We start from the raw sequence: 20,809 nt of genomic DNA, 5'->3' as shown, positions 1-20,809 counted from the left end.
GAAGATGTTATATTATTCCACGTCGCCGCGAGCCCCTGCTGGAAGTCATGCCTCTACCGTCCCTTCGCCATGTGCTCGACCGCTTCGGTGCGACCGGTTCGCTGCTATGCGCCGTGCATTGCGCGGTGCTGCCGCTGGTGCTGGCCCTGGCCCCGTCGTTGGGCCTGTCGTTCTGGCTGGGCGATGGGGTCGAACTGGCCATTGTGGTGTTCGTGACGCTGCTGGGGCTGTTCAGCCTGGTGCTGGGCTATCGCCGCCACAAGGCGCTGCACGCGCTGGCACTGTTGCTGCCGGGCTTGTTGCTGCTGTGGGCCGGCCTGCTCTACGACCCCTTGCACCACGCGGTGGTGCCGCATGCAGTGGTGATGACGCTCGGCGGCGCGCTGGTCGGCATCGCCCACTTGGTCAATCTGCGTCTGAACCACGGGCATGCCCACGTCCACGACGCCAGCTGCGCGCACTAGCCCGGGCTGCGCGGGCAGGGCCTACGTGGTAGGCTTGCCGGCCTTGCGCGAGGGCGCCGCCGGCGTAAACCTCGCCAGACCCGTGTTCAGCGCGGGGATTTTGTATTCAGTATTCACATTCAGGAGTCGACGAACATGGGTAAGGGTGACCGCAAGACCGCCAAGGGCAAGCGCTACAATTCCAGCTACGGCAATTCGCGTTCGCACGCGGTGAGCAAGGTTGTCGTGGGTGCAGCTGCCCCGGTTGCCAAGAAGGGCGTGGTCAAGGCGCCGGCCAAGAAGGCTGTCGCCAAGAAGACCGTTGCCAAGGCCGGCTGATCCCTAGCCCGCTTCGCGACACCAAAACGCGGCGCTTGCGCCGCGTTTTTTATGTCCGGCATCGGCGCAGACGCGCGCTGCAGCGCTCGCCCTAGCAGCCATTCCGCTACCGGCCTGCGTCGAAGCGGCGACCTGCGCGCCGCTGGCGTCGGTTCGCGCATGGTGGAACAGCCCGTCCGGAGTGCGCGGCGGTCATGGCCGGCAGCTGCACACTGCGGTCGGTCGACCCTGCTCCGCTCTCCCGTCTGTGATGTTCAGTGCGTCGTCGCCGTAGCCGGCGAGGTGCGGGACGGCATCGGCGCCAGCAACTGTTCGGCCAGGCCGCGATAGATCGGCGTCTTGCACACCAGCCCGGACATTGCGCGCGCGATCAGCACGGTAGCCAGGATCGGCAACAGCATCTGGCTGGTGTCGGTCAGTTCCAGCGAGATCACCGCCGAGGTCAACGGCGCCTGGGTCACGCCGGTCAGATACGCGCACATGCCCAGCAGCACGAAGGTGCGCGGGTCCACGCCCGGCATCAGCACCGACAGGTTGTGGCCGATGCCGGCGCCCACCGCCAGCGCCGGCGAGAACAGCCCGCCCGGAATGCCGGCCAGGTAGGAGACCAGATTGGCCAGCAGCTTCATCAGCCCGAATTCGTGGCCGACCACTGCATGGCCCTGCACCAGGCTGCGCGCCTGCTCGTAGCCGGTGCCGAACGCGCCTTGCCCGAACACCAGCGCCAGCCCGACCAAGGCCACCCCGCACAGCGCGGCCAGCAGCACCGGATGGCGCTGGCGCAGCGTTGCCAGCCAGCGCGGTTTGCCGCTGACGCTGGCCAGCACCAGGCGCGCGAAGATGCCGCCAAGCAGGCCGGCCACGCTGCCGCATAGCGCGATCGCCAGCCAGGCCTGGCCCAGCGGCAAGGCCACCGCCACCTTGCCGAAGTAGGTGTAGTTGCCCAACAGGCCCAGCGACACCACGCCACCGACGATCACCGCGGTCAGCAAGGTGCCGGAGAAGCGGTGCTCGAAGCGCCCGCTCAATTCCTCGATCGCAAACACCACCCCTGCCAGCGGCGTGTTGAACGCCGCGGCGATACCGGCCGCGCCGCCGGCAAGCAGGAAATGCGAGAGCTCGCGCGGATCGCGAAACCCGAACCAGCGCCCGAACACATGCATCAGGCTGGCGCCGACATGCACGGTGGGGCCTTCGCGTCCGACCGAGGCGCCACCGAGCAGCGACAAGGTGGTCAGGGCAAGCTTGCCGATCGACACGCGCAGCGACAGATTGGTCTGGCGAAATGCCGCGTCGTCATGCTCCAGCGCCGCGATGACCTGCGGGATGCCGCTGCCACGCGTGGGCCGCATCGCGCCGGAGGTGAGCCAGGCCAGCAGGGCGAAGATGCCCGGCGTCAGCAGCAGTGCCCACCAGATCGAATGCGCGGTGATGCGCTGGAACAACTGGAAGGCGGCGTCGCTGGCCTTGGCGAACACGATCGCCACCAGTGCTACTGCAATTGCGCCACCCCAGAGTGCGGCGCGACGACGCCAGCCTTGGCTGGACAACAACGGCCGCAGCCGAAGCCGGCGCGGCGAGGGATCAGGAGCAGACATGGCGCCATTGTCGCATCCGCGCCGCGCGGCCGCGACGCGTCACTCAGCGGGTGACGGCCGGCGGCACGCGCAGGGCCGGAAGCAGCGTGCCGGGATTTCCATCATTGGGCGCGGCGGGAATGCCCAGCAGCCGGGTCATCAGCGCATACACATCGACGTTGTCGAAACCCGGCAAGCTCTTGCCCTGCGCCAGATCCGGGCCCTGCGCCAGGAACACCGCGCGCATCGACGGCAGCGCCGGATCGAAACCGTGCGAGCCGCGCATCTGATCGCGCGGGCGCTTGGCCAGCTTGTCCGGGAACAGTGCATCCCAGCCTTCGTGCATCTGGCACACGATCGGCGGAATGCGCGGATGCGTGCCGTAGTGCCAGCGTGCCGGCAGCTCCTTCTTGCGCCAGCAGTCGTACTGCGCATGCGCACCGAGCAGGCCGGCTTCGGCGCGGGCCTGCTGTCCCGGCAATGGCGCAAAGCCGATTACCTGCCCGTCGGTCACGGCAGTGGCGATGTCCGGGCGCGCCATGTCTTCCACGCTGATCGCATGCCCGGGCGCCACCTCGGCCATGCCGTGGTCGGAGACCACGACGATATTGGTGCGCTCGCGCGTGCCGTCGCGCTGCATGCCGGCCAGCAGCCGGCCGATCGCGCCATCCACCGCACGCACGTTGTCGGCGTATTCGCGCGACTCCGGGCCGTGGTCGTGGCCGGCTTCGTCCACGTGTTCGAAATACAGCGTGACCAGGCGGTTGCGGTCGGCGCCGGAGGCGGCCAGCCAGCCCCGCACTTCGTCCACGCGCGCGTCCAGGCTGGTGCCTTCTTCGTAATGGCGCCAACGCGTGGGGCGCACGCCGCCGATCGCCGCCTCGCTGCCCGGCCACGACCAGGTTGCGGCATGCAGGCCGTGCGTTTCCGCGCCCACCCACAGCGGCTCGCCGCCCCACCAGCGCGCATCGCCGACGGCATCCTGCTTGCTCAGCCAGAAGCCGCCCAGCGTCGCATCGCGCATGCTGTTGTGCACGATGCCGTGGTGGTCCGGGCGCAGGCCGGTGACCAGCGTGTAGTGATTGGGAAAGGTCAGCGACGGGTACGACGGCGTCATCCAGCGCGCACGTACGCCGTCGTGCGCGAGTTGCGACAGAGTCGGTGTGATGCCGCGATCGAGCATGTCCGCGCGCAGCCCGTCGATGGAGATCAGCAGCACGCTGTGCGGTACATCGCTGTGCGGTGCGCCGGCCGACGCGGGCGCCGCCGGGGCGGGCGTTGGCGTACTGCGCGAAGGGGCGTGAGAACTGCAGGCTGCGAGCAGTGCGAGCGCGGCAAACACAAAACGTCGATCGATCATCGCGCCAGTTTACGGCCTGGCAATGACGTCGCGAAGTCAGCGCGTGCCGGCGGCGGATGCGGCGAACAGATCGTCGGCCGCTGCGCCCTGGCGCGGCGACCAGCCTTCCAGCTGCAACAAGGCCTGCTTGGTCGGCAGGCCGCCGCCGAAGCCGGTCAGCGCACCATTGGCGCCGATCACGCGGTGGCAGGGCAGCACGATCGGCAATGGATTGCGCCCATTGGCAGCGCCGACCGCGCGGCTGGCGGCGGGGCGTCCCACCGCATGCGCGAGTTGCGCATAGCTCCAGGTCTGCCCGAACGGAATCTGCGCCAGCGTATGCCAGACCTGCAGCTGGAACGGCGTGCCGGTCGGGGCCAATGGCAAATCGAAGCTGCGCCGCCCGCCATACAGATAGTCGAGCAATTGCTCGCGCGCCTCGCGCACCAGCGGCGCATCGGGGTCGTGCTGCCAACGCGCGCGGCCGAGCGCGTCGTAGCGGTTCTGCGCGAACAGGATGTGGTGCACGCCGACAGCATCGGCGGCCACGCTGAGCGCGCCGATCGGCGAGGGAAAGGTGTCGTAATACAACGTGCTCATGAGCGGGTATCCTTGCGATCGACAGCGAGATGCCACAGGTGCAATACAGCGTAGGCGCGCCACGGCCGCCAGGCCTGCGAGCGCGCTTCGGTGGCACGCTCGCTCAGGCGCTCGGGCGTGCCGAGCACCTGCTGCAGGATCAGGTCGCCGGCCGGAAACGCGTCCGGATGCGACAGCGCACGCATGGCGACGTAGTGCGCGGTCCACGGCCCGATGCCGGGCAACGCGGTGCAGGCGGCGACGAACTCGGACAGGCGCTGGCCGGCGCCGAAATGCAGCTGCCCTTGCGCGCAGGCCGAGGCTAATGCACGCAGCGTGGCGGCGCGCGCCCGCGGCAGGCCGAGTTGTTCCAGCGGCGCCTCGGCCAGCTGTGCCGGGGTCGGAAAGATGCGGTCCAGGCCGGGCGGCATTTCCAGATGATGGCCGCCATGCCGGTCGACCAGCCGCGCCGCCAGCGTTGCCGCGCCGGCCACGCTGATCTGCTGGCCCAGCACGGCGCGCACGGCCACTTCGAAGCCGTCCCAGCCGCCCGGCACGCGCAGCCCGGGGCGGCGCGCGATCGCCTCGGCCAGCAGCGGCTCGGTCGCCAGCGTGGCGTGCACCGCCTGCAGGTCTGCATCCAGATCGAACAGGCGGCGCACCCGCCGCACGATCTGCGGAATCTGGCGCGGGTCGGTCGCGCCGATGCGCAGCAGCAACTCCGCACGCTGCGGCGCCGCGCTGACCTCGATCAGCGTTGCGTTGCCCGGCGTGCCGATCACGCGCCGGTAGCCGCTGGCGTCGACCTGCTCGATGCCGGGAATCGCGCGGCGTTGCAGGAATGCCAGCATCGCCGGCAGATCCAGCGGCGGGCGGTAGCCCAGGCGCAGTGTCAACTCGCCACCCGGGACCTCGGCACGCTGCTTGCGCAGCGCCGATGGCGGCATCCCGCAGCCTTCCAGGAACGCGGCATTGAAGCGACGCAGGCTGTTGAAGCCGGCCGCCAGCGCGACCTCGGTGACCGGCAATGCGGTCTCGGTCAGCAGTTGCTTGGCCAGCAGCAGCCGGCGCGTGCCGTGCACCTGGATCGGGGTGGCACCGAGCTGCTGCACGAACTGCCGCTGCAGCTGGCGTGCGCTCAGGCCCACTGCGTCGGCCAGGGTCTGCACCGGCTGCTCCTGCAGGGCACCGTCGGCAATCATCGCCAGTGCGCGTTGCACGCTCTCTTCGCCCAGATGCTGCTGCGCCTGCGGCGACAGCTCGGGGCGGCAGCGCAGGCAGGGCCGGTAGCCGGCGGCACTGGCTGCCGCCGCGCTGGGGTAATAGCTGATGTTGCCCGGCTTGGGCGGCGGCGCTGGGCAGACCGGCCGGCAGTAGATACCGGTGCTGCGCACTGCGGTAAAGAACAGCCCGTCGAAGCGTGCATCGCGCGCCAGGCGGGCGCGGTCGCATTGGAGTAGGTCGGGAGTGGCGGTCTGCATGGCGCCAGTCTATGCGCTCGCCCCGGCCCGGGCTGGCCGTTTTCGGACAGGGTTGCACCGGGCCGCCGCGTTCATGGCAGGGTCAAACGCTTCGCCCATTCAGCCATAGACTGAGGGTGATCTCCGTCGCGGTCCGTTGCCTAACATCATGCTGAAACTGCTCTGCCTGTCCCTTTCATGCGTGCTGGCGCTGGCGGCCTGCGACCGCATCAGTACCTCGGCCGATGCCGCCGCGACGCAGCAGAGCGGCGCGGGGCAGGGCGATGGCGACCATATGGTGTCGGTGGATACACCCGAGCCGGTGGCGCCGCCGCCGCGGCCGCGTGCACAGGCCGGCGAAGCCAGCTGGCCGCAGGCGGAGCTGGACGCGGGCAAGGCCTGGATCAGTTGCGCCACCGATTACAGCAGCGAAGCCGGCGACGGCACGCTGCTGCCGGCGCTGGACCGCGCCAGCGTGGAGGCGGCGCTGGCGCCGTGTCGCGACACCGGCCTGCTGCGGGTGCGCTACGCCGGCAAGATCAACGCCGGCTTTGCTGCGTTGGTGTGGCGGCTGGCCGCGGTGGCCGAGCAACTGCGGCTGCCGCATCGCATCCTGGACCTGGATTCCAGTGGCGGGCAGGTGGAAGCGGCGATTCGCGCCGGCGATGTCATCGGCGAATCCAACTGGACCATCTGGGTGCGCGAAGGCTCGATCTGCCACAGCGCCTGCGTGTTCGTGCTGGCCGCCGGCGACAACCGGCTGGTGGCCGGCAAGGTCGGCATCCACCGCATGATGCGGATCAGTTCCAAGGCCACCTCGCGCGCGGAACTCAATCGCGAATTGCGCGAGGTCTACGGCAACGTCAAGGATTATCTGGAGCGCAACGGCGTGGCGGTGGCGGTGGCCGACCTGATGATGACCGTGCCCAACCGCAGCCTGCGCCTGCTGACGATGGACGAGCTGCGCGAGTACGGGCTGGATGGCACCAACGCGGTGCAGGACGACCTGGAGCGCATCCGCCAGATGCGCAAGTGCGGCGACGCCTTCGTGCGCCGCAAGGACGCGTTTCTGGTTGCCTTCGACCAGAAGTGCAAGGGCGAGGGCGCCGATCTGGAGGCGGTCAACGCCTGCGGCCTGGCCTTGAAGCAGCGCTTCGGCTTCCCGGATGCGGCCTGCCCGGAAGAAAGCCCGCTGGCCGAAACCGATGCCGCCGCGCTGCCGGCCACCGCCGCAGCGCAGGCCGCGCCGGCGGCCGACGCGGAGGCAGGAGCGCCAACTGCGGCACCGGCCGCAGAGTCGGCTGCCGAGCCCGCAACGGACCCCACCCAGGGCGAGGGCTGAGCTTCACACCCACCGCACTGCCGGCTGCCTATGGTCGCGGCATACCACGGAGCCGGGGGGCGACATGCTTGGAAAGACGAAAGGCGTTGCGCTGGCATACCTGCCATCGGCGCTGCTGGTGCTGGCCGGATTTGGCGTGGCCGAACTGCTGCAGGTGATCGCTGCGGCCAGCCATGTGCAGTGGCCGGCGACGCTGGCGGTGTGGCTGAGCCTGGCGGCCCTGATCGCGGCCATCGCGCGCGCACTGTGGGTCAGTTGGCGACTGTGGCGGCCGCGTGGTGTCGCGGCGGTTCCGCCCGGCGGCGACATCTGATTTTTGAGTCAAGGCGTGCGTTCCCGGCACCCGGCTCGCGTCGCTTGCACACTCACCTCACCATGCAGCGCAGGTCTTAAACTGCCGCACCCGTCGCGAACCCCGCGGCGGTTCCCATCCGTTTGCTACGCACAAGGTCATCTGCCCCATGCTCCGTCCTCGTCTGCTTGCCGCACTGCTGTTGGCTCCCTCGCTGGTCCTGGCGCAACAGCCGCAGACGGCTGCACGTCCGGCCGCCGCTCCCCAGGCGGCGCCCACGGCCAGCCCGGCGCAGCAGGCGCAGCTGACCAAACAGAACACCGAGATGACCCAGGCGGCATTGCGGGTGGCGCAGATGGTCGACGCCAACCAGGTGGCCTCGCTGTGGGATGGCGCCTCCAGCGTCGCCAAGACCGCGGTCAAGCGCGATGTCTTCGTGAGCCAGATCGGCGCCGAACGTGCGCGGCTGGGGGCGGTGGTCGGACGCGGGCAGGGCTCGGTGACACGGGTCAAATACGCTGCCGGCGCGCAGGTGCCCGAAGGCCTGTACGTCAACGTCAGCTTCCCGACCCGGTTTGCCAAGGCCCAGCAGCCGGTGCGCGAGCTGGTGTCGTTCCGCCTGGACGAGGACAAGACCTGGCGTCTCGCCGGTTACAGCCTGCGCGCGTCGATCAAGTGATCTTGCAGCTCATCGGGAGACCCGCGTGGAACTGACCATCGAACTACAGATGCTGGGCTGGGCCATGGTGCTCGGTCTGGTGCAACTGCTGGCCGCCTCGGCCAGCATGACCGCCCAGCGCGGGACCAAATGGAATGCCAGTGCCCGCGATGGCGACCCCAAGCCCCTGACCGGCGTCGCGGCGCGGCTGGATCGCGCCTTCCGCAATTATCAGGAGACCTTCCCGATCTTCGCTGCTGCGGTACTGGCGGTGAGCGTTGCCGGGCGTACCAATGCAGACACCGCACTGGGCGTGCAGCTGTACCTGTGGGCGCGCGTGGCTTACGTGCCGGCGTATGCGGCAGGCATTCCTTACCTGCGCAGCGCAATCTGGGTGGTGTCGTTCTGGGGCATCGTCAAGCTGGTGCGGGCGTTGCTGGGCTGGTGACGCAGGCCGGGCTGCGTGCGCTAGCCTGTGGTTATTGGCTGAGAAAACGCAGCGACAAGCTGCACGCCCGTGACTGCGGTGGTTCGCCTGCTCGGTCGCTGCTTGATCCTGATCAAGGCCGGCCAGCACCACTGCCATTAAACTGAGAGCCGCTACCAAGACGGCTGCGCTTACCGCCATGCGTGCGTGCTCGATGCGGCAGGTGCCACGCGGACATGCCGGTTGCTCTGCGCCGACCGCATCCAGCTGACCATTGCATGCGAGGTCTTGTTAGCTCCTCTGGGTCTTGGTGGTGAAGGAGCGTGGCATGCAATCGGTGGATGTCGCAGTCATTGGTGCCGGGCCGGTCGGCCTGAGTTTTGCGCGGTCGTTGGCCGGCAGTGGCCTGTCGGTGCTGGTGGTCGACCAGCAGCCGCGCGCGCAGCTGGCCGAGCCGGCCTTCGACGGACGCGAAATCGCGCTGACCCATGCCTCGCGTGCACTGCTGGAGCAACTGGGCATCTGGCCGCAGTTTCCCGCCGATGCGATCTCGCCACTGCGCGACGCCCGCGTCATGGACGGACATTCGCACTTCGCGCTGACCTTCGCCGCCTCCGCGCGTGGTGCCGGCGATCTGGGCTGGCTGGTTCCCAATCATCTGATCCGTCGCGCGGCCTGGCAGGCGGTGCAGGCGCAAGCTGCGTTGGAGGTGCGCTGTGCCTGCACGCTGCAGGCCGTGCAGCAGCAGCGCGACCGCGTGGTGCTGCAGTTATCCGATGGGGAAACGGTGGCGGCGCGGCTGCTGGTGGCGGCCGACAGTCGCTTTTCCAGCACCCGGCGCCTGCTCGGCATTGGTGCGCAGCTGCGTGATTTCGGCAAGACCATGCTGGTGTGCCGGATGCGGCATGCGCTGCCGCACCGGCATGCCGCCTGGGAGTGGTTTGGCTACGGCAAGACGCTGGCGTTGTTGCCGCTGCAGGGCAATTGCGCCGGTGCGGTGCTGACCCTGCCGCCGCGACAGGTGGAGGCCTTGCTGGCGATGGAGGCGGCTGACTTCAGTGCGGCAGTGACCGAGGCGTTCGAGCATCGGCTCGGGCCGATGCAGCAGGACGGCAGCCGGCATGCCTATCCGCTGGTGGCGGCCTATGCGCAACGCTTTATCGCCGAGCGTGCCGCGTTGATCGGTGATGCGGCGGTGGGCATGCACCCGGTCACCGCGCACGGCTTTAATTTCGGATTGCAGAGCCAGGCGCGCCTGGCCGAGCGTGTGCGCGCCGCTGCCGCCGCTGGGCGCGACATCGGGGCTGCGGCCCTGCTGCAGGGCTACGAGCGGGCGCACCGGCTGGCGACGCGGCCGCTGTATGAAGCGACCAACGCATTGGCCGCGCTGTATACCGACGACCGTGCGCCGGCCCGCCTGCTGCGACGTGGTGCCTTGCGTGCGGCGCATGCGGTGGCGCCGTTCAAGCAGGCGATTGCGGCGCATCTGACCCAGCGCAGCGTCTGACGTATCGAAGTGGGAGCAGGGAGGCACAGTGCGTGCAGCGCTGCGCTGTGGTCCTCACGCGCAGTGGCTTGTAACGGTGTTCGACATGCGGGCGGGCAATGCGGTCAGCGGCCCGTTCGCGGGTGCTCGTTCGGCAATCGATGGGCTCGATCAGGCCGGATTTGCATGAGGTCGGCTTTCGTCACACGCGCCGCATCGGGCACGCAGCCATCAGGCCGGCGTGTTGACCCGCGCAAGAATCGCATCGATCGCGCTGCGCGCATCGCCGCTGCGCAAGGCGTCTTCCAGCAGTGGAATGACCCAGGCGCAGCCGGCCTTGGTCACGTCTGCGCGCCAGCCGCCGGGCCAGGCTTCCAGCTCGTGCAAGGCCAGCATGCTGCAACCGCCGCGCTCGGCGTGACCGCCACGGATCGACTGCTCGAACCAGAACGGCGTGGGTGAATCGACGTCGATCGAGAAAATATAGACATCGTGGTCCGGGTCTTCAGCCGAGGGCGCGTTGTTGCGCCAGCTGACCTGCACCACGCTCATTCTGCCGGCTCCGCATCGGGGTCCAGCGCCAGCACGCGGATCTCCACATCGTCCAGTTGCACGCACTGGCCGGGGCGGATCTTGGCGGTCTTGCGCAATTCCTGCACGCCATCGACGCTGACCGCGCCGCTGGCGACGATCGCCTTGCCCTGCCCACCGCTGTCGGCAATACCCGCCAGCTTGAGCAACTGGTTGAGTTCGATGTACTCGCCGTCCAGGTCGAATTCCAGAAATTGCATGGTGCGCTCGGTGACAGGAAGACGGCGATTATCCGCCTGTCGCAGCCGGCAACACCACCGTGCCGAACGCAGCCCCGGCAGGTGGAGTCGTGCGCGACGCAGGCGCGCCAGCGGCGGACACGACGCCGGAGACGCGGTGCGGGGCGGCACGCTTATTCGCGTCGAAAGCGTGCAATCTCGTCCAGCATGCTTTCGGCGCGCACGACGCCAGGCCCGGCATGCGCGTTGTCGATGCGCTCCAGCCACGGATGGCGTTTGCGCTGCAGCCGTCGATAGCCGAGCCAGGTGCCGATACCGCCGAATACACCCACCAACAGATTGAGCATCAGCCAGTCGTGCGGCAGGGTCAGGCCGGTCAGCCCGCGCCAGCCGGCGTCGGCCACGGCCACCCACAGCACCCAGAACGCCACGCCCAGCCACGGGGCCACCCGCGTGCGCCAGCGCCGCAGCTGCGCGAGCGCGCGCTGCGTCGGCAGCAGCGGTCCGGCAAAGTCCAGTTGCGCCAGCAGCTGCAGCTGCCGTAGTGCGGAGATCGCCAGTGCAATGCTCCACAGCTGCAGCAGCACGCCGCCGATGATGGCCGCAGCCTGATCGGTGTGGGCAAGCCAGCTGCGCGCGATCACGACGTGCAGCGCCACGGCGCACAGCAATTGCGCGGATTGGCTCAGCCACAGCGGGCGCAGGCTGGTGCGCGCCGCGTGGCCACGCACCTGGCCGACGATGTGGCCGATCTGCGTGCTGTGCTGATCCAGGCGGTGTTCCATCGCGTGCCAGGCGCGTTGCATGTCGTCGAGTTCCATCGAATGTTCCTTGGGCGAAGTGGGTGGTCAGAGTTCGGCGCGGATGCGCGCCTTGAGGCGGCTGAGTTTCGTGGCGACATTGGTCTCGCTGATGCCGAGCACCTCGCCGATCTCGCGGTAGCTGTGCGCATCCAGGTACAGCAGCATCAAGGCGCGTTCCAGCGGCGGCAGGTGGGCGATGAAGCCGTGGAGTGCGGCGACCTGCTGCGCGCGGCTGCGGCCGCGCAGATCGCTGATCGCCACGTTCAAGGCGATGCGGTACATCCAGGTGGAAAAGCGCCGGCCGGCGTCGTAGCCGGGGAACGCGCGCCATAACTGCACGGTGATGTCTTGCGCCAGCTCGGCGCGGTCGTCCGGGTTCCAGCAATAGCTGGTCGCGACCTTCAGGACGATGCCGCGGTGCTGCTGCAGCAGAGCGTTGAAGCGGGTGTGCAGGTCTGTTTCCAGGGACATGGCTCCGGCCGGGTGGGTGGATGACAAGGGTCGAGGAGATGATTCGCCGCAGCGGGCAAATCCTCACAAGCTGAACGGACTGTCACGGAAATTTCGACAGCAGGGGGCCTGAGGGCGCACACTATGCTGCTTTGCGCCTGCCGGCTCCGTGCGGCGCCTCCGGAGTTACCCAATGACCCAAGAATCTCCCGCGCCGCTGCTGTTTGCAGACCTCGGCCTCTCAGACGCTGTGATGAAGGCGGTTGCCGCCGTCGGCTATGAGTCGCCGTCGCCGATCCAGGCCGCCACCATCCCCGCGCTGCTGGCCGGCCGCGACGTGCTCGGCCAGGCGCAGACCGGCACCGGCAAGACCGCCGCGTTCGCGCTGCCGGTGCTGTCCAATGCCGACCTCAACCAGCTCAAGCCGCAGGCGCTGGTGCTGGCCCCAACCCGCGAGCTGGCCATTCAGGTCGCCGAGGCGTTCCAGAAATATGCCGAAGCCATTCCCGGCTTCCGCGTGCTGCCGGTCTACGGCGGCCAGCCCTATGCCCAGCAGCTGAGCGCGCTTAAGCGCGGCGTGCATGTGGTGGTCGGCACCCCCGGCCGCGTGATCGATCACCTGGACCGCGGCACGCTGGACCTGTCCCAGCTCAAGACGCTGGTGCTGGACGAAGCCGACGAAATGCTGCGCATGGGCTTCATCGACGACGTCGAAGCGGTGCTGAAGAAGTTGCCGGAGAAGCGCCAGGTGGCGCTGTTCTCGGCGACCATGCCGCCGGCGATCCGCCGCATCGCGCAGACCTATCTGAAGGACCCGGCCGAAGTCACCATCGCGGCCAAGACCACCACCTCGGCCAATATCCGCCAGCGCTACTGGTGGGTGAGCGGCCTGCACAAGCTGGACGCACTGACCCGCATTCTCGAGGTCGAGCCGTTCGACGGCATGATCATCTTCGCGCGCACCAAGGCTGCCACCGAAGAGCTGGCGCAGAAGCTGCAGGCACGCGGCATGGCCGCGGCGGCCATCAACGGCGACATGCAGCAGGCCGCCCGCGAGAAGACCATTGCCCAGCTCAAGGACGGCAAGCTCGACATCCTGGTCGCCACCGACGTGGCTGCGCGCGGCCTGGACGTGGAGCGCGTCAGCCATGTGCTGAACTACGACATCCCGTACGACACCGAGAGCTACGTGCACCGCATCGGCCGTACCGGCCGTGCCGGCCGCAACGGTGATGCGATCCTGTTCGTCACCCCGCGCGAGAAGGGCATGCTGCGCGCGATCGAGCGCGCCACCCGCCAGCCGATCGAAGAAATGCAGCTGCCGAGCGTGGATGCGGTCAACGACACCCGCGTGGCACGTTTCATGACCCGCATCACCGAGACCCTGGCCGGCGGCCAGATCGAGATGTATCGCGATCTGCTGCAGCGCTACGAGAGCGAGAACAACGTACCGGCGATCGATATCGCTGCAGCATTGGCCAAGTTGCTGCAGGGCGATGCGCCGTTCCTGCTGACCCCGCCGGTGCGCGGTGCACGCGAGGAATTTGCACCGCGCGAGCGCAACGATCGCGGCGACCGCAACGATCGCGGCGAGCGTCCGCGCTTCGAGCCGAAGTTCGAGCGTGGCCCGCGTGCCGATGGCGAGCGTGCGGCACGCCCGCCGCGTGCGGAACGTCCGGCGTTCGCCAGCGATGGCGCGGGCGCCGAGCGTCCGCGTCGCGATCCGGTTGCCCCGCGTGGCGAGCCGGAGTTCGGCATGGAGAGCTACCGCATCGAAGTGGGCCACACCCACGGCGTGAAGCCGGCCAACATCGTCGGCGCGATCGCCAACGAAGCCGGCCTGGAAAGCCGCTATATCGGCCGTATCGACATCCAGGACGATTATTCGATCCTGGACCTGCCGGCCGACATGCCGCGCGAACTGCTGACGCACCTGAAGAAGGTCTGGGTGTCCGGCCAGCAGCTCAACATGCGCAAGCTGGAAGAAGGCGAGGCGGCCGCGTCGCCGTCCAAGCCGCGCTTCCCGCGCAGCGGCAAGCCGTCCGGTCGCCCGAATGGCCCGAACCGTCCGATGGACCGCGCCGGCGCGCCGCATCGCAAGGGCCCGCCCAAGCCCCGCGGCGAGTAAGCACCGCTGACAACCCAGCGGCGTGCGGCTGCCCGGCCGATCCGGCCGGTCGCCGCAGTCGCTATGCTTATCGATGCATAGCGGTGTACGCGCGTCATGCGCCGGCACCGCAGCGATTGTCGGCAGTACCCTGTTAGCCATGCTAAGTTCCGCGCCGACCGTGGCCGGGCGGGCGCAGCCATACAGACTGCGCCGTTGCGGCCGCTACTGCCTTCAGGCGCCCACTGGGCGCCTGAATCGCATTGGGCAGCAGCAGGGGGGGCGAGGATGACAATGGCGCAGATGGCGGGCGGCACGAGCGGTGGGCGGACCATGCACCTGATGCGCGGCTGGCTGACGCTTCCCTTGGCCTTGTTGATCGGCATGGCCGTCAGCATGGCGGTGCTCTCGGCGCTGGTGATCGAGATTCAGTCCGGGGCAATGGCCTGGATCGTCGGCCAGAGCCACTGGTCCAATGCCCAGCAGGAGTCGGTGTACTGGCTGGAGCGCTACCTGGGCAGCGGCGATCCGGCCGACCTGCAGGCCGCCTGTCGGGCGCTGGAAGTGCCGCTCGGCGACCGCGCGGCACGCGAGGCGGTCGAGCAGCCGGTGATCGACTGGGCTGCGGTCCATGCCGGGCTGGCCGCCGGCCGCAATGCCCGTGAGGACATGCCGCAGATGGTGCGGCTGTATCGCTACGGCCATGTCTTTCCGTATCTGGGCGACGCCATCGCGATGTGGAAACACACCGACGCCGACCTGCTGCAGCTGAGCACCCTGGCCGACCGGGCCGCCTCCGTGCAGGCCGCCAGCCGCCCGGATCCGCGCGCGCTGCAGGCCCTGCGCGACGAGCTGCACCTGCTCGACGGCCGCATGCGCGGCGATACCGCGCAGTTCCAGTCGCTGCTGGTCCGCTGCGCGCGGCTGCTGCACGATGTGATGGTGGTCTGCAGCCTGGCGACCCTGTTGCTGGTGCTGATCACCTGCGTGCTGGCGATGCGCCGCATCCGCAATTATCTGCTCTCGCACGAAGGCCGCTTCCGCACCGCGTTTCAGCAGGCGGCGCTGGGCATGGTCAAGTTCGACCTGCGCGGCCGCGTGCTCGATGCCAATGCCGCGATGGCCAACATCCTGCGCTACCGGCCGGAGGAACTGCAGGCCTGCACGCTGGCCGAGGTGCTGCATCCGGACCATATCGCACTGGACAGCCGCGGCCTGATCGACTGGCCGACACTGCTGCAGTCCGGCGAGCGGCGCTTGCTGCGCGCCGACGGCGGGGTGATGTGGGGGCGCTGGAGCGCGTCGCTGGTGGAGCCCGGCCCGGAGGAGCCGACCCTGGTGCTGGCAGTGATCGAAGACGTCTCGCATGCGCACGAACTGGCCGATGAAGTCGCCTTCCATGCGCGCCACGATGCCTTGACCGGCCTGATCAACCGCCGCGAGATCGAACGCCGGCTGCTGCGCCTGATCGAGCCGCCGCAATCGCTGCAGCTCTGCCACGCGCTGTGCTTCGTCGACCTGGATCACTTCAAGCTGGTCAACGACACCTTCGGGCATGCGGTGGGCGACAAGTTCCTGTGCCACTTCGCCGACGTGATCACCATGCAGTTGCGCCCCGGCGACTGGCTGGGGCGGCTGGGCGGCGACGAGTTCGCGATCCTGCTGGCCAATACCGATCTGGCGCAGGCGCAGACCTTGCTGGAGCGCATGCATGCGGTGCTGGGTCAGCCGTGGAGCCACCAGGGCGGACGGCCGCTGACGCCGAGCTGCAGCTTCGGCGTGGTGGAAATCCGCCAGGGCGCCAGCGACGTCAATGCCTTGATGACCGCCGCCGATCTGGCCTGCCATGCGGCCAAGGAAGAAGGGCGCAACCGCATTCGCTGCTTCGGCGAAAACGATCTGGCGCTGGCGCGGCGGCGCCACGACGGCGGCTGGATCAGCGCGGTGCAGCAGGCGATCGCCGAGGACCGGTTGCTGCTGTATGCGCAGAAGATCCAGGTGTTGAGCGATCCGGAACGCCTGCAGTACGAAGTGCTGGTGCGCATGCGCGCGCGCGACGGGCGGGTGCTGAGCCCAGGCGAATTCCTGCCTGCGGTTGAGCGCTACGGCCTGGGGCGCATGGTCGACGTGCATGTGCTGGAAACGCTGTGCGCGCAGCTGGCGGCCAGTCCGATGCATGTGGCCACGCTGGATCTGTGCCACGTCAATCTGTCTGCGCAGTCGATCGCGCAACCGGATTTTCTCGATTTCGTGTGGTCCTTGTTCGAGCGCTACCCGAGCCTGGTGCCCAAGCTGTGCATGGAGATCACCGAGACCGCCGTCATCGGCGATCTGGAGCACGCGCAGCGCTTCGTGCAGAGCGTGCGTGCGCGCGGCTGCCATGTGGCGCTGGACGATTTCGGCAACGGCCTGGCCTCGTTCGGCTATCTCAAGCAGTTCACCGTGGATGTCCTCAAGATCGATTGCGGCTTCGTGCGCAACTACGCGCACGACGCGGTGGACCGCGCGGCAGTGCACTCGATCGCGCAGGTGGGCCTTGCGCTGGGGATCGAAGTGGTGGCCGAGGGCGTTGAGTCGGAGGCGGACATTCCCGGCCTGCGCGAGGCCGGTGTCGGCCAGGTGCAGGGTTTCAGCCTGCATCGTCCATGCCCGCTGGACGAGCTGCTGCATGCCGGGCAGCCGCTGCTGGCGCTGTCCTGATCGCAGATTGGTGCACGCGCGTCGCTCCAAATCGCCGATAATCGGCCGATGACGACCCGACTCAACAAATACATCGCCGAAACCGGCTTCTGCTCCCGCCGCGAGGCCGATCGCCTGATCGGCGAACGCCGGGTCACCGTCAATGGCGTGGTTGCCGGCACCGGTGCGGTGGTGGGCGAGGACGACACCGTGCTGGTGGACGGCCAGCCGCTGCGCACGCGCGCCGCCAGCAAGCCAGGTGGCCGCAAGCATGTCTACATCGCGCTCAACAAACCGGTGGGCATCACCTGCACCACCGAAAGTTCGGTCAAGGGCAACATCGTCGAATTCGTCGGCCACGAGCAGCGCATCTTTCCGGTCGGCAGGCTCGACAAGGAGTCAGAAGGTCTGATCCTGATGACCAGCAACGGCAACATCGTCAACGAGATCCTGCGCGCGGAAAATCGCCACCAGAAGGAATATCTGGTGGCGGTCAACAAGCCGGTCACCGACGAATTCCTGCGCGGCATGGCGCGTGGCGTGCGCATCCACAACGAGACCACGTTGCCGTGCCGCACCGCGCGCATCGCCAAGTTCGGCTTCCGCATCGTGCTGGAGCAGGGCTTGAACCGGCAGATCCGCCTGATGTCCGCCGAATTCGGCTACCGCGTGACCCAGCTGCGCCGGGTGCGCATCGACAACATCAAGCTGGCCGCGCTCAAGCCCGGGCAGTGGCGCAACCTCAGCGATGCGGAGTTGCGTGGACTGCTGCCGCAACGCACCGACTGGTGAGCGTTTCTCGCGCGTTGGACTGAACCGCAACAGCACGGTGCATCGGCTGCGCAGGCGCAACCCGATGGCCGTGCATGACCGGCTCGGTCATACTTCCGCCGCCGACAGCCAGCTGGGGAGCGGGCAGAGTGATCAAACCGACATTGCCGGACAACGAAGCCGAGCGGCTTGCAGCGCTGCGTCAGTACGAAGTGCTGGATTCGCCGCCCGAGCGTGCCTTCGACGACCTCACCATGATTGCGTCCACGCTGTGCGAGACGCAGATGGCGGCGGTGGTGCTGGTGGACGAACAGCGGCAATGGTTCAAGTCCGCACATGGCGCGCCGCGCAGCGAGGCATCGCGCGACATCTCGTTCTGCGCGCATGCGATCCTGCGCCCGGATGAAGTGATGATGGTCGACGACACCTTGCTCGACCCGCGCTTCCACGACAATCCGATGGTGACCGGCAGCGCGGCGGTACGCTTCTATGCCGGCGCGCCGTTGGTGACCAGCGAGGGCATGGCGCTGGGCTCGCTCTGCGTCTTCGACCAGACCCCGGCGCATCTGCGCGAAGAACAGCGTGCCGCCTTGCAGGCATTGTCGCGGCAGGCCGCGCATCTGCTGGAACTGCGCCTGGCCGGCAAGCGCCTGCGCCAGCAACTGCACGAGCGCGAATGGTACGAGCAGCAGCTGGCCGGCTATTACGCGCAGATGGACGCGCTGAATGCCGATCTGGTCGAGCAGACCCGCACCGATCCGCTGACCGGCTTGCCCAATCGACGCGCGTTTTCAGTGGCCTTGGCCGCGGCCATGGAACAGACGCGTGCGGCAGGCCAGCCGTTGTCGGTGGCGTTGCTGGACGTGGACCACTTCAAGACCGTCAACGACGTGCATGGGCACGACCAGGGCGATGTGGTGCTGCGCGAACTGTCGGCGTTGCTGCGTGCGCATGTGGCCGGTGCCGGCACCATTGCGCGTTATGGCGGCGAGGAGTTCGTGCTGCTGCTGCCCAACGTGGATCTGCTGCAGGCGCGCGTGCAGTGCGAATACCTGCGCCAGAGCGTGGCGGTGATGACGATCGCGCTGCCGGTGACGGTGAGTATCGGCGTGGCCACGCTGCATCCGCAGGAAAGCGTGGACGCGGTGATCAAGCGCGCCGACCAGGCTCTGTATGCGGCCAAGCGTGGCGGGCGCGACCAGGTGGTGGCGTTGGGGTAGGTGGCGTGCGCACGCGGGTGCGTCATCGATAAGGTCGGTCGCGGCCTGGGCCGCTGCGACGGTGGCGTTTGTTGGTTGCGCCGTGCGGTCAGTCGACGATGTTCTTCGCCTCGGCAGTGCCGAGCAGCTCCGGATGCACGATCTTGCGCCGGCGTTCCAGCACCGGATGCAGGAACACCGCGCCGAGAATGATCGCCACGCCGAGATAGAACTGCAGGGTCAGCTCGCGTTGCTCGCCGAGCAGGGCGATCGCCAGCACGATGGCGTAGACCGGTTCCAGGTTGGTCACCAGCTGCACCGAGTAGGCGCTGAGATGGCGCAGTGCCACCAGGGCCAGCGCAAACGGCAGCAGCGTACAGGCCAGCGACAGCACCAGCAGCAGGACGCCGTCGTGCAGGCTGGGGATGATCATCAGGTCGCCATGCAGCGACGGCAGCAACAACGGCATGGCCGGCGCCAGCACCGTCAGGGTCAACGTGCCGGCACCGAGCTCCAGTGCGGTGACGGTGAGCGGGTCGGCATGCGCGACCATGCGCTTGTTGAGCGAGCCGAACAGGCCGACGAACACCGCCGAAATCGCGCCGACCACCACGCCGGCACGCATGCCATCCGGCACCCCGCCGACCACCAGCGCCACGCCGGGCAGCACTGCCAGGCCGAACAGCAGTTCGCGCGGGCGGAAGGGGCGTTGCGTCACCCATGGCTCGATCACGGCGGTGAACACCGGCGCCAGTGCAATGCAGGTCGCCGCCACCGAGGCATTGGCCAGCTTGATCGCGCCGTAGAAGGTCAGCCAGTGCAGGGCCACCAGGGCGCCGATGCCGCAATAGCCCAGCACCACGCGTCCGGACAACCCGCGCAGTCCGCGCCACACCCGCGGCAACAGCGCCAGCGCCACCACCACGATCAACATGCGCCACCACACCAACGGCAACGCGGGCAGCGTGATCAGCTTGCCCAGGATCGCGGTGATGCCCCAGAGCAGGACGCAGAAATGGATTTGCAGTTGCGCCTTGCGCAGGTCGGTCGTGGGCATGCGCCATTGTCGCCGAAGACGCGACGCAACGCCCCTGTCAGCGCGCCCCCAACGCCTGCAGCAACGCCATCGCCGCGGCCGGATTGCGCTCCTTGGCAGCACTGATGAAAAACACGAACACCTCGCGCGGCGTGGCTGCGGGGTGCGTCGATGCGTCGACATGCGGCAGGTCCGCCACATCGTCGCCGCGCCGCCAGGCCTGGATGCGCTCGGCCCAGCGCGCCAGTGCCGGCGCCGGGTAGCCGGCATGCAGGCGCGCCTGGCTGCGCATCAGCCGCGCATAGACAAAGTCGGTGGACAGATCGGCAAAGGACGGATGCTCGTCCGAATCGGTGAACACCGTGGCCACCCCATGCCGGCGCACCAATGCCAGCAGCGCGGCATCCACTGCCTCGTGGTCGCGGATTTCCAGCACATGGCGCAGCACGCGCTTGCCGGCACGTTTGGGCAGCAACGACAGGAAGGCGTCCAGGTCGTCGGCCTGCAGCCGATGCCCTTGTTCGAACTGCCACACCAGCGGCCCCAGCGTGTCGCCGAGCTCGACAATGCCGCCGATGAAGTCGTCCACCTGCGCCTGGGTGCCGGCCAGTCTGCGCGACTGGGTGATGCGGCGCGGTGCCTTGGCCGAGAAGACGAACCCGGGCGGCACCTGGTCGCGCCACTTCGCGTAGGTGGCCGGTTTCTGCGTCCCGTAATACGTGCCGTTGATCTCGATGGCGGTGACGTGGCGGCTTGCGTATTCCAGCTCGCGGCGCTGCACCAGCCCTTGCGGATAGAACATCCCCTCCCGCCATGGCGCATACACCCAGCCGCCGATACCGACGTGGATGCCATCGAGCGCGGGCGGGGTGGCGGCGAACAGATCGGTCATGACAGATTCCACGTTGGCGTGAGCGCGCGCCTGGCATGTTCGCAGACGCACAGATGTGGCAAGCCGCCCAGATGATAGCCCTGCCGGCTCCGCAGCAAAGCGGCGGCTGCCAAACCGCTTGCGCACTGCCAGGCAGGCGCGGCCGTTGGCGCGCGGCGGC

Annotated in this window: 21 protein-coding genes and 1 other RNA gene; 12 read left to right on the top strand and 10 right to left on the bottom strand. The window is 68.4% G+C overall.

Features of this window, described 5'->3' with window-relative positions:
• Positions 1-47: 47 nt before the first annotated feature.
• Positions 48-464 carry a MerC domain-containing protein gene (locus tag AC1PLS_RS13945; RefSeq protein WP_024939915.1) on the top strand — a complete coding sequence of 139 codons (417 nt, stop codon included), beginning with the start codon at positions 48-50 and terminating at the stop codon, positions 462-464.
• A gap of 135 nt (positions 465-599) precedes the next feature.
• On the top strand, positions 600-782 hold the full coding sequence (locus tag AC1PLS_RS13940; protein ID WP_016904806.1) for a 30S ribosomal protein THX: 183 nt from the start codon (positions 600-602) through the stop codon (positions 780-782).
• 254 nt (positions 783-1,036) lie between these two features.
• Here AC1PLS_RS13940 and AC1PLS_RS13935 read toward each other — a convergent pair whose 3' ends face one another.
• Genes AC1PLS_RS13935 through AC1PLS_RS13920 form a run of 4 tightly spaced genes read right to left on the bottom strand, consistent with a single transcriptional unit; the run spans position 1,037 to position 5,758 of the window.
• Positions 1,037-2,380 (bottom strand): chloride channel protein, encoded by a 1,344-nt coding sequence (locus AC1PLS_RS13935; protein ID WP_102581349.1) that lies wholly within the window; start codon positions 2,378-2,380, stop codon positions 1,037-1,039.
• Between the two features lie 43 nt (positions 2,381-2,423).
• On the bottom strand, positions 2,424-3,719 hold the full coding sequence (locus tag AC1PLS_RS13930; RefSeq protein ID WP_184378741.1) for an alkaline phosphatase family protein: 1,296 nt from the start codon (positions 3,717-3,719) through the stop codon (positions 2,424-2,426).
• 36 nt (positions 3,720-3,755) lie between these two features.
• Positions 3,756-4,298: a methylated-DNA--[protein]-cysteine S-methyltransferase gene (locus AC1PLS_RS13925; RefSeq protein WP_184378739.1), complete on the bottom strand. Its 543-nt coding sequence runs from the start codon at positions 4,296-4,298 to the stop codon at positions 3,756-3,758.
• Positions 4,295-5,758: an AlkA N-terminal domain-containing protein gene (locus AC1PLS_RS13920; protein WP_184378737.1), complete on the bottom strand. Its 1,464-nt coding sequence runs from the start codon at positions 5,756-5,758 to the stop codon at positions 4,295-4,297. The genes AC1PLS_RS13925 and AC1PLS_RS13920 overlap by 4 nt, the downstream gene beginning before the upstream one ends.
• A gap of 148 nt (positions 5,759-5,906) precedes the next feature.
• Between AC1PLS_RS13920 and AC1PLS_RS13915 the strand changes: the two genes are divergently transcribed.
• The 6 genes from AC1PLS_RS13915 (at position 5,907) to ubiM (ending at position 9,963) form a co-directional block, all read left to right on the top strand.
• Complete coding sequence (locus tag AC1PLS_RS13915; protein WP_104543380.1) at positions 5,907-7,079, top strand: COG3904 family protein; 1,173 nt, start codon at positions 5,907-5,909, stop codon at positions 7,077-7,079.
• Positions 7,080-7,143: 64 nt separating this feature from the next.
• A complete protein-coding gene (locus AC1PLS_RS13910) occupies positions 7,144-7,392 on the top strand; it encodes a hypothetical protein (RefSeq protein ID WP_054591543.1) in 249 nt (82 codons plus the stop codon).
• A gap of 148 nt (positions 7,393-7,540) precedes the next feature.
• Entirely contained in the window at positions 7,541-8,050 is a 510-nt protein-coding gene (locus AC1PLS_RS13905; protein ID WP_104543378.1) for a DUF4019 domain-containing protein, read from the top strand.
• 25 nt (positions 8,051-8,075) lie between these two features.
• Positions 8,076-8,477: an MAPEG family protein gene (locus AC1PLS_RS13900; RefSeq protein ID WP_065049842.1), complete on the top strand. Its 402-nt coding sequence runs from the start codon at positions 8,076-8,078 to the stop codon at positions 8,475-8,477.
• Between the two features lie 200 nt (positions 8,478-8,677).
• Positions 8,678-8,753: non-coding RNA, sX9 sRNA (locus AC1PLS_RS13895), on the top strand.
• A 31-nt stretch (positions 8,754-8,784) separates the two neighbouring features.
• Positions 8,785-9,963: a 5-demethoxyubiquinol-8 5-hydroxylase UbiM gene (gene ubiM, locus AC1PLS_RS13890; RefSeq protein ID WP_184378735.1), complete on the top strand. Its 1,179-nt coding sequence runs from the start codon at positions 8,785-8,787 to the stop codon at positions 9,961-9,963.
• 210 nt (positions 9,964-10,173) lie between these two features.
• Here the strand turns inward: ubiM and AC1PLS_RS13885 are convergent, their stop codons facing one another.
• The 4 genes from AC1PLS_RS13885 to AC1PLS_RS13870 all read right to left on the bottom strand — a co-directional run bounded on the left by AC1PLS_RS13885 (position 10,174) and on the right by AC1PLS_RS13870 (position 11,986).
• A complete protein-coding gene (locus AC1PLS_RS13885) occupies positions 10,174-10,494 on the bottom strand; it encodes a hypothetical protein (protein ID WP_046343502.1) in 321 nt (106 codons plus the stop codon).
• Positions 10,491-10,733: an RNA-binding S4 domain-containing protein gene (locus tag AC1PLS_RS13880; protein ID WP_024939760.1), complete on the bottom strand. Its 243-nt coding sequence runs from the start codon at positions 10,731-10,733 to the stop codon at positions 10,491-10,493. The genes AC1PLS_RS13885 and AC1PLS_RS13880 overlap by 4 nt, the downstream gene beginning before the upstream one ends.
• 152 nt (positions 10,734-10,885) lie before the next feature.
• A complete protein-coding gene (locus tag AC1PLS_RS13875; protein WP_184378733.1) occupies positions 10,886-11,533 on the bottom strand; it encodes a hypothetical protein in 648 nt (215 codons plus the stop codon).
• A gap of 27 nt (positions 11,534-11,560) precedes the next feature.
• Complete coding sequence (locus tag AC1PLS_RS13870; RefSeq protein WP_184378731.1) at positions 11,561-11,986, bottom strand: RNA polymerase sigma factor; 426 nt, start codon at positions 11,984-11,986, stop codon at positions 11,561-11,563.
• 172 nt (positions 11,987-12,158) lie between these two features.
• On the opposite strand from AC1PLS_RS13870, the gene AC1PLS_RS13865 reads away from it, so the two are divergent.
• The 4 genes from AC1PLS_RS13865 to AC1PLS_RS13850 all read left to right on the top strand — a co-directional run bounded on the left by AC1PLS_RS13865 (position 12,159) and on the right by AC1PLS_RS13850 (position 18,742).
• Positions 12,159-14,093, top strand: coding sequence for a DEAD/DEAH box helicase (locus AC1PLS_RS13865; protein ID WP_184378729.1), 1,935 nt, complete (start codon positions 12,159-12,161; stop codon positions 14,091-14,093).
• 273 nt (positions 14,094-14,366) lie between these two features.
• Positions 14,367-16,772 carry a putative bifunctional diguanylate cyclase/phosphodiesterase gene (locus AC1PLS_RS13860; RefSeq protein ID WP_184378728.1) on the top strand — a complete coding sequence of 802 codons (2,406 nt, stop codon included), beginning with the start codon at positions 14,367-14,369 and terminating at the stop codon, positions 16,770-16,772.
• 48 nt (positions 16,773-16,820) lie between these two features.
• Positions 16,821-17,543 (top strand): pseudouridine synthase, encoded by a 723-nt coding sequence (locus tag AC1PLS_RS13855; RefSeq protein ID WP_039522315.1) that lies wholly within the window; start codon positions 16,821-16,823, stop codon positions 17,541-17,543.
• Between the two features lie 74 nt (positions 17,544-17,617).
• Positions 17,618-18,742 (top strand): GGDEF domain-containing protein, encoded by a 1,125-nt coding sequence (locus tag AC1PLS_RS13850; protein ID WP_202397395.1) that lies wholly within the window; start codon positions 17,618-17,620, stop codon positions 18,740-18,742.
• A gap of 88 nt (positions 18,743-18,830) precedes the next feature.
• On the opposite strand, the gene AC1PLS_RS13845 is transcribed toward AC1PLS_RS13850, so the two are convergent.
• Together AC1PLS_RS13845 and AC1PLS_RS13840 are read right to left on the bottom strand one after the other, a co-directional pair.
• Positions 18,831-19,778 carry a DMT family transporter gene (locus AC1PLS_RS13845; RefSeq protein WP_024939754.1) on the bottom strand — a complete coding sequence of 316 codons (948 nt, stop codon included), beginning with the start codon at positions 19,776-19,778 and terminating at the stop codon, positions 18,831-18,833.
• A 37-nt stretch (positions 19,779-19,815) separates the two neighbouring features.
• The gene (locus AC1PLS_RS13840; RefSeq protein ID WP_184378726.1) at positions 19,816-20,649 is read right to left on the bottom strand and encodes a DUF72 domain-containing protein; all 834 of its coding nucleotides are present in this window, start codon (positions 20,647-20,649) and stop codon (positions 19,816-19,818) included.
• Positions 20,650-20,809 lie beyond the last annotated feature (160 nt).

The sequence above is a fragment of the Xanthomonas sp. NCPPB 3218 genome (assembly GCF_056725185.1).
Note: the sequence above shows the minus strand (reverse complement) of the source record. Positions and strands in the feature narration are given on the sequence as shown.

Coding starts and splice junctions, on each gene's coding strand:
- AC1PLS_RS13945 (WP_024939915.1), top strand. CDS start 48: ATGCCTCTACCGTCCCTTCGCCATGTGCTCGACCGCTTCGGTGCGACC.
- AC1PLS_RS13940 (WP_016904806.1), top strand. CDS start 600: ATGGGTAAGGGTGACCGCAAGACCGCCAAGGGCAAGCGCTACAATTCC.
- AC1PLS_RS13935 (WP_102581349.1), bottom strand. CDS start 2,380: ATGTCTGCTCCTGATCCCTCGCCGCGCCGGCTTCGGCTGCGGCCGTTG.
- AC1PLS_RS13930 (WP_184378741.1), bottom strand. CDS start 3,719: ATGATCGATCGACGTTTTGTGTTTGCCGCGCTCGCACTGCTCGCAGCC.
- AC1PLS_RS13925 (WP_184378739.1), bottom strand. CDS start 4,298: ATGAGCACGTTGTATTACGACACCTTTCCCTCGCCGATCGGCGCGCTC.
- AC1PLS_RS13920 (WP_184378737.1), bottom strand. CDS start 5,758: ATGCAGACCGCCACTCCCGACCTACTCCAATGCGACCGCGCCCGCCTG.
- AC1PLS_RS13915 (WP_104543380.1), top strand. CDS start 5,907: ATGCTGAAACTGCTCTGCCTGTCCCTTTCATGCGTGCTGGCGCTGGCG.
- AC1PLS_RS13910 (WP_054591543.1), top strand. CDS start 7,144: ATGCTTGGAAAGACGAAAGGCGTTGCGCTGGCATACCTGCCATCGGCG.
- AC1PLS_RS13905 (WP_104543378.1), top strand. CDS start 7,541: ATGCTCCGTCCTCGTCTGCTTGCCGCACTGCTGTTGGCTCCCTCGCTG.
- ubiM (WP_184378735.1), top strand. CDS start 8,785: ATGCAATCGGTGGATGTCGCAGTCATTGGTGCCGGGCCGGTCGGCCTG.
- AC1PLS_RS13885 (WP_046343502.1), bottom strand. CDS start 10,494: ATGAGCGTGGTGCAGGTCAGCTGGCGCAACAACGCGCCCTCGGCTGAA.
- AC1PLS_RS13880 (WP_024939760.1), bottom strand. CDS start 10,733: ATGCAATTTCTGGAATTCGACCTGGACGGCGAGTACATCGAACTCAAC.
- AC1PLS_RS13875 (WP_184378733.1), bottom strand. CDS start 11,533: ATGGAACTCGACGACATGCAACGCGCCTGGCACGCGATGGAACACCGC.
- AC1PLS_RS13870 (WP_184378731.1), bottom strand. CDS start 11,986: ATGTCCCTGGAAACAGACCTGCACACCCGCTTCAACGCTCTGCTGCAG.
- AC1PLS_RS13865 (WP_184378729.1), top strand. CDS start 12,159: ATGACCCAAGAATCTCCCGCGCCGCTGCTGTTTGCAGACCTCGGCCTC.
- AC1PLS_RS13860 (WP_184378728.1), top strand. CDS start 14,367: ATGGCGCAGATGGCGGGCGGCACGAGCGGTGGGCGGACCATGCACCTG.
- AC1PLS_RS13855 (WP_039522315.1), top strand. CDS start 16,821: ATGACGACCCGACTCAACAAATACATCGCCGAAACCGGCTTCTGCTCC.
- AC1PLS_RS13850 (WP_202397395.1), top strand. CDS start 17,618: ATGACCGGCTCGGTCATACTTCCGCCGCCGACAGCCAGCTGGGGAGCG.
- AC1PLS_RS13845 (WP_024939754.1), bottom strand. CDS start 19,778: ATGCCCACGACCGACCTGCGCAAGGCGCAACTGCAAATCCATTTCTGC.
- AC1PLS_RS13840 (WP_184378726.1), bottom strand. CDS start 20,649: ATGACCGATCTGTTCGCCGCCACCCCGCCCGCGCTCGATGGCATCCAC.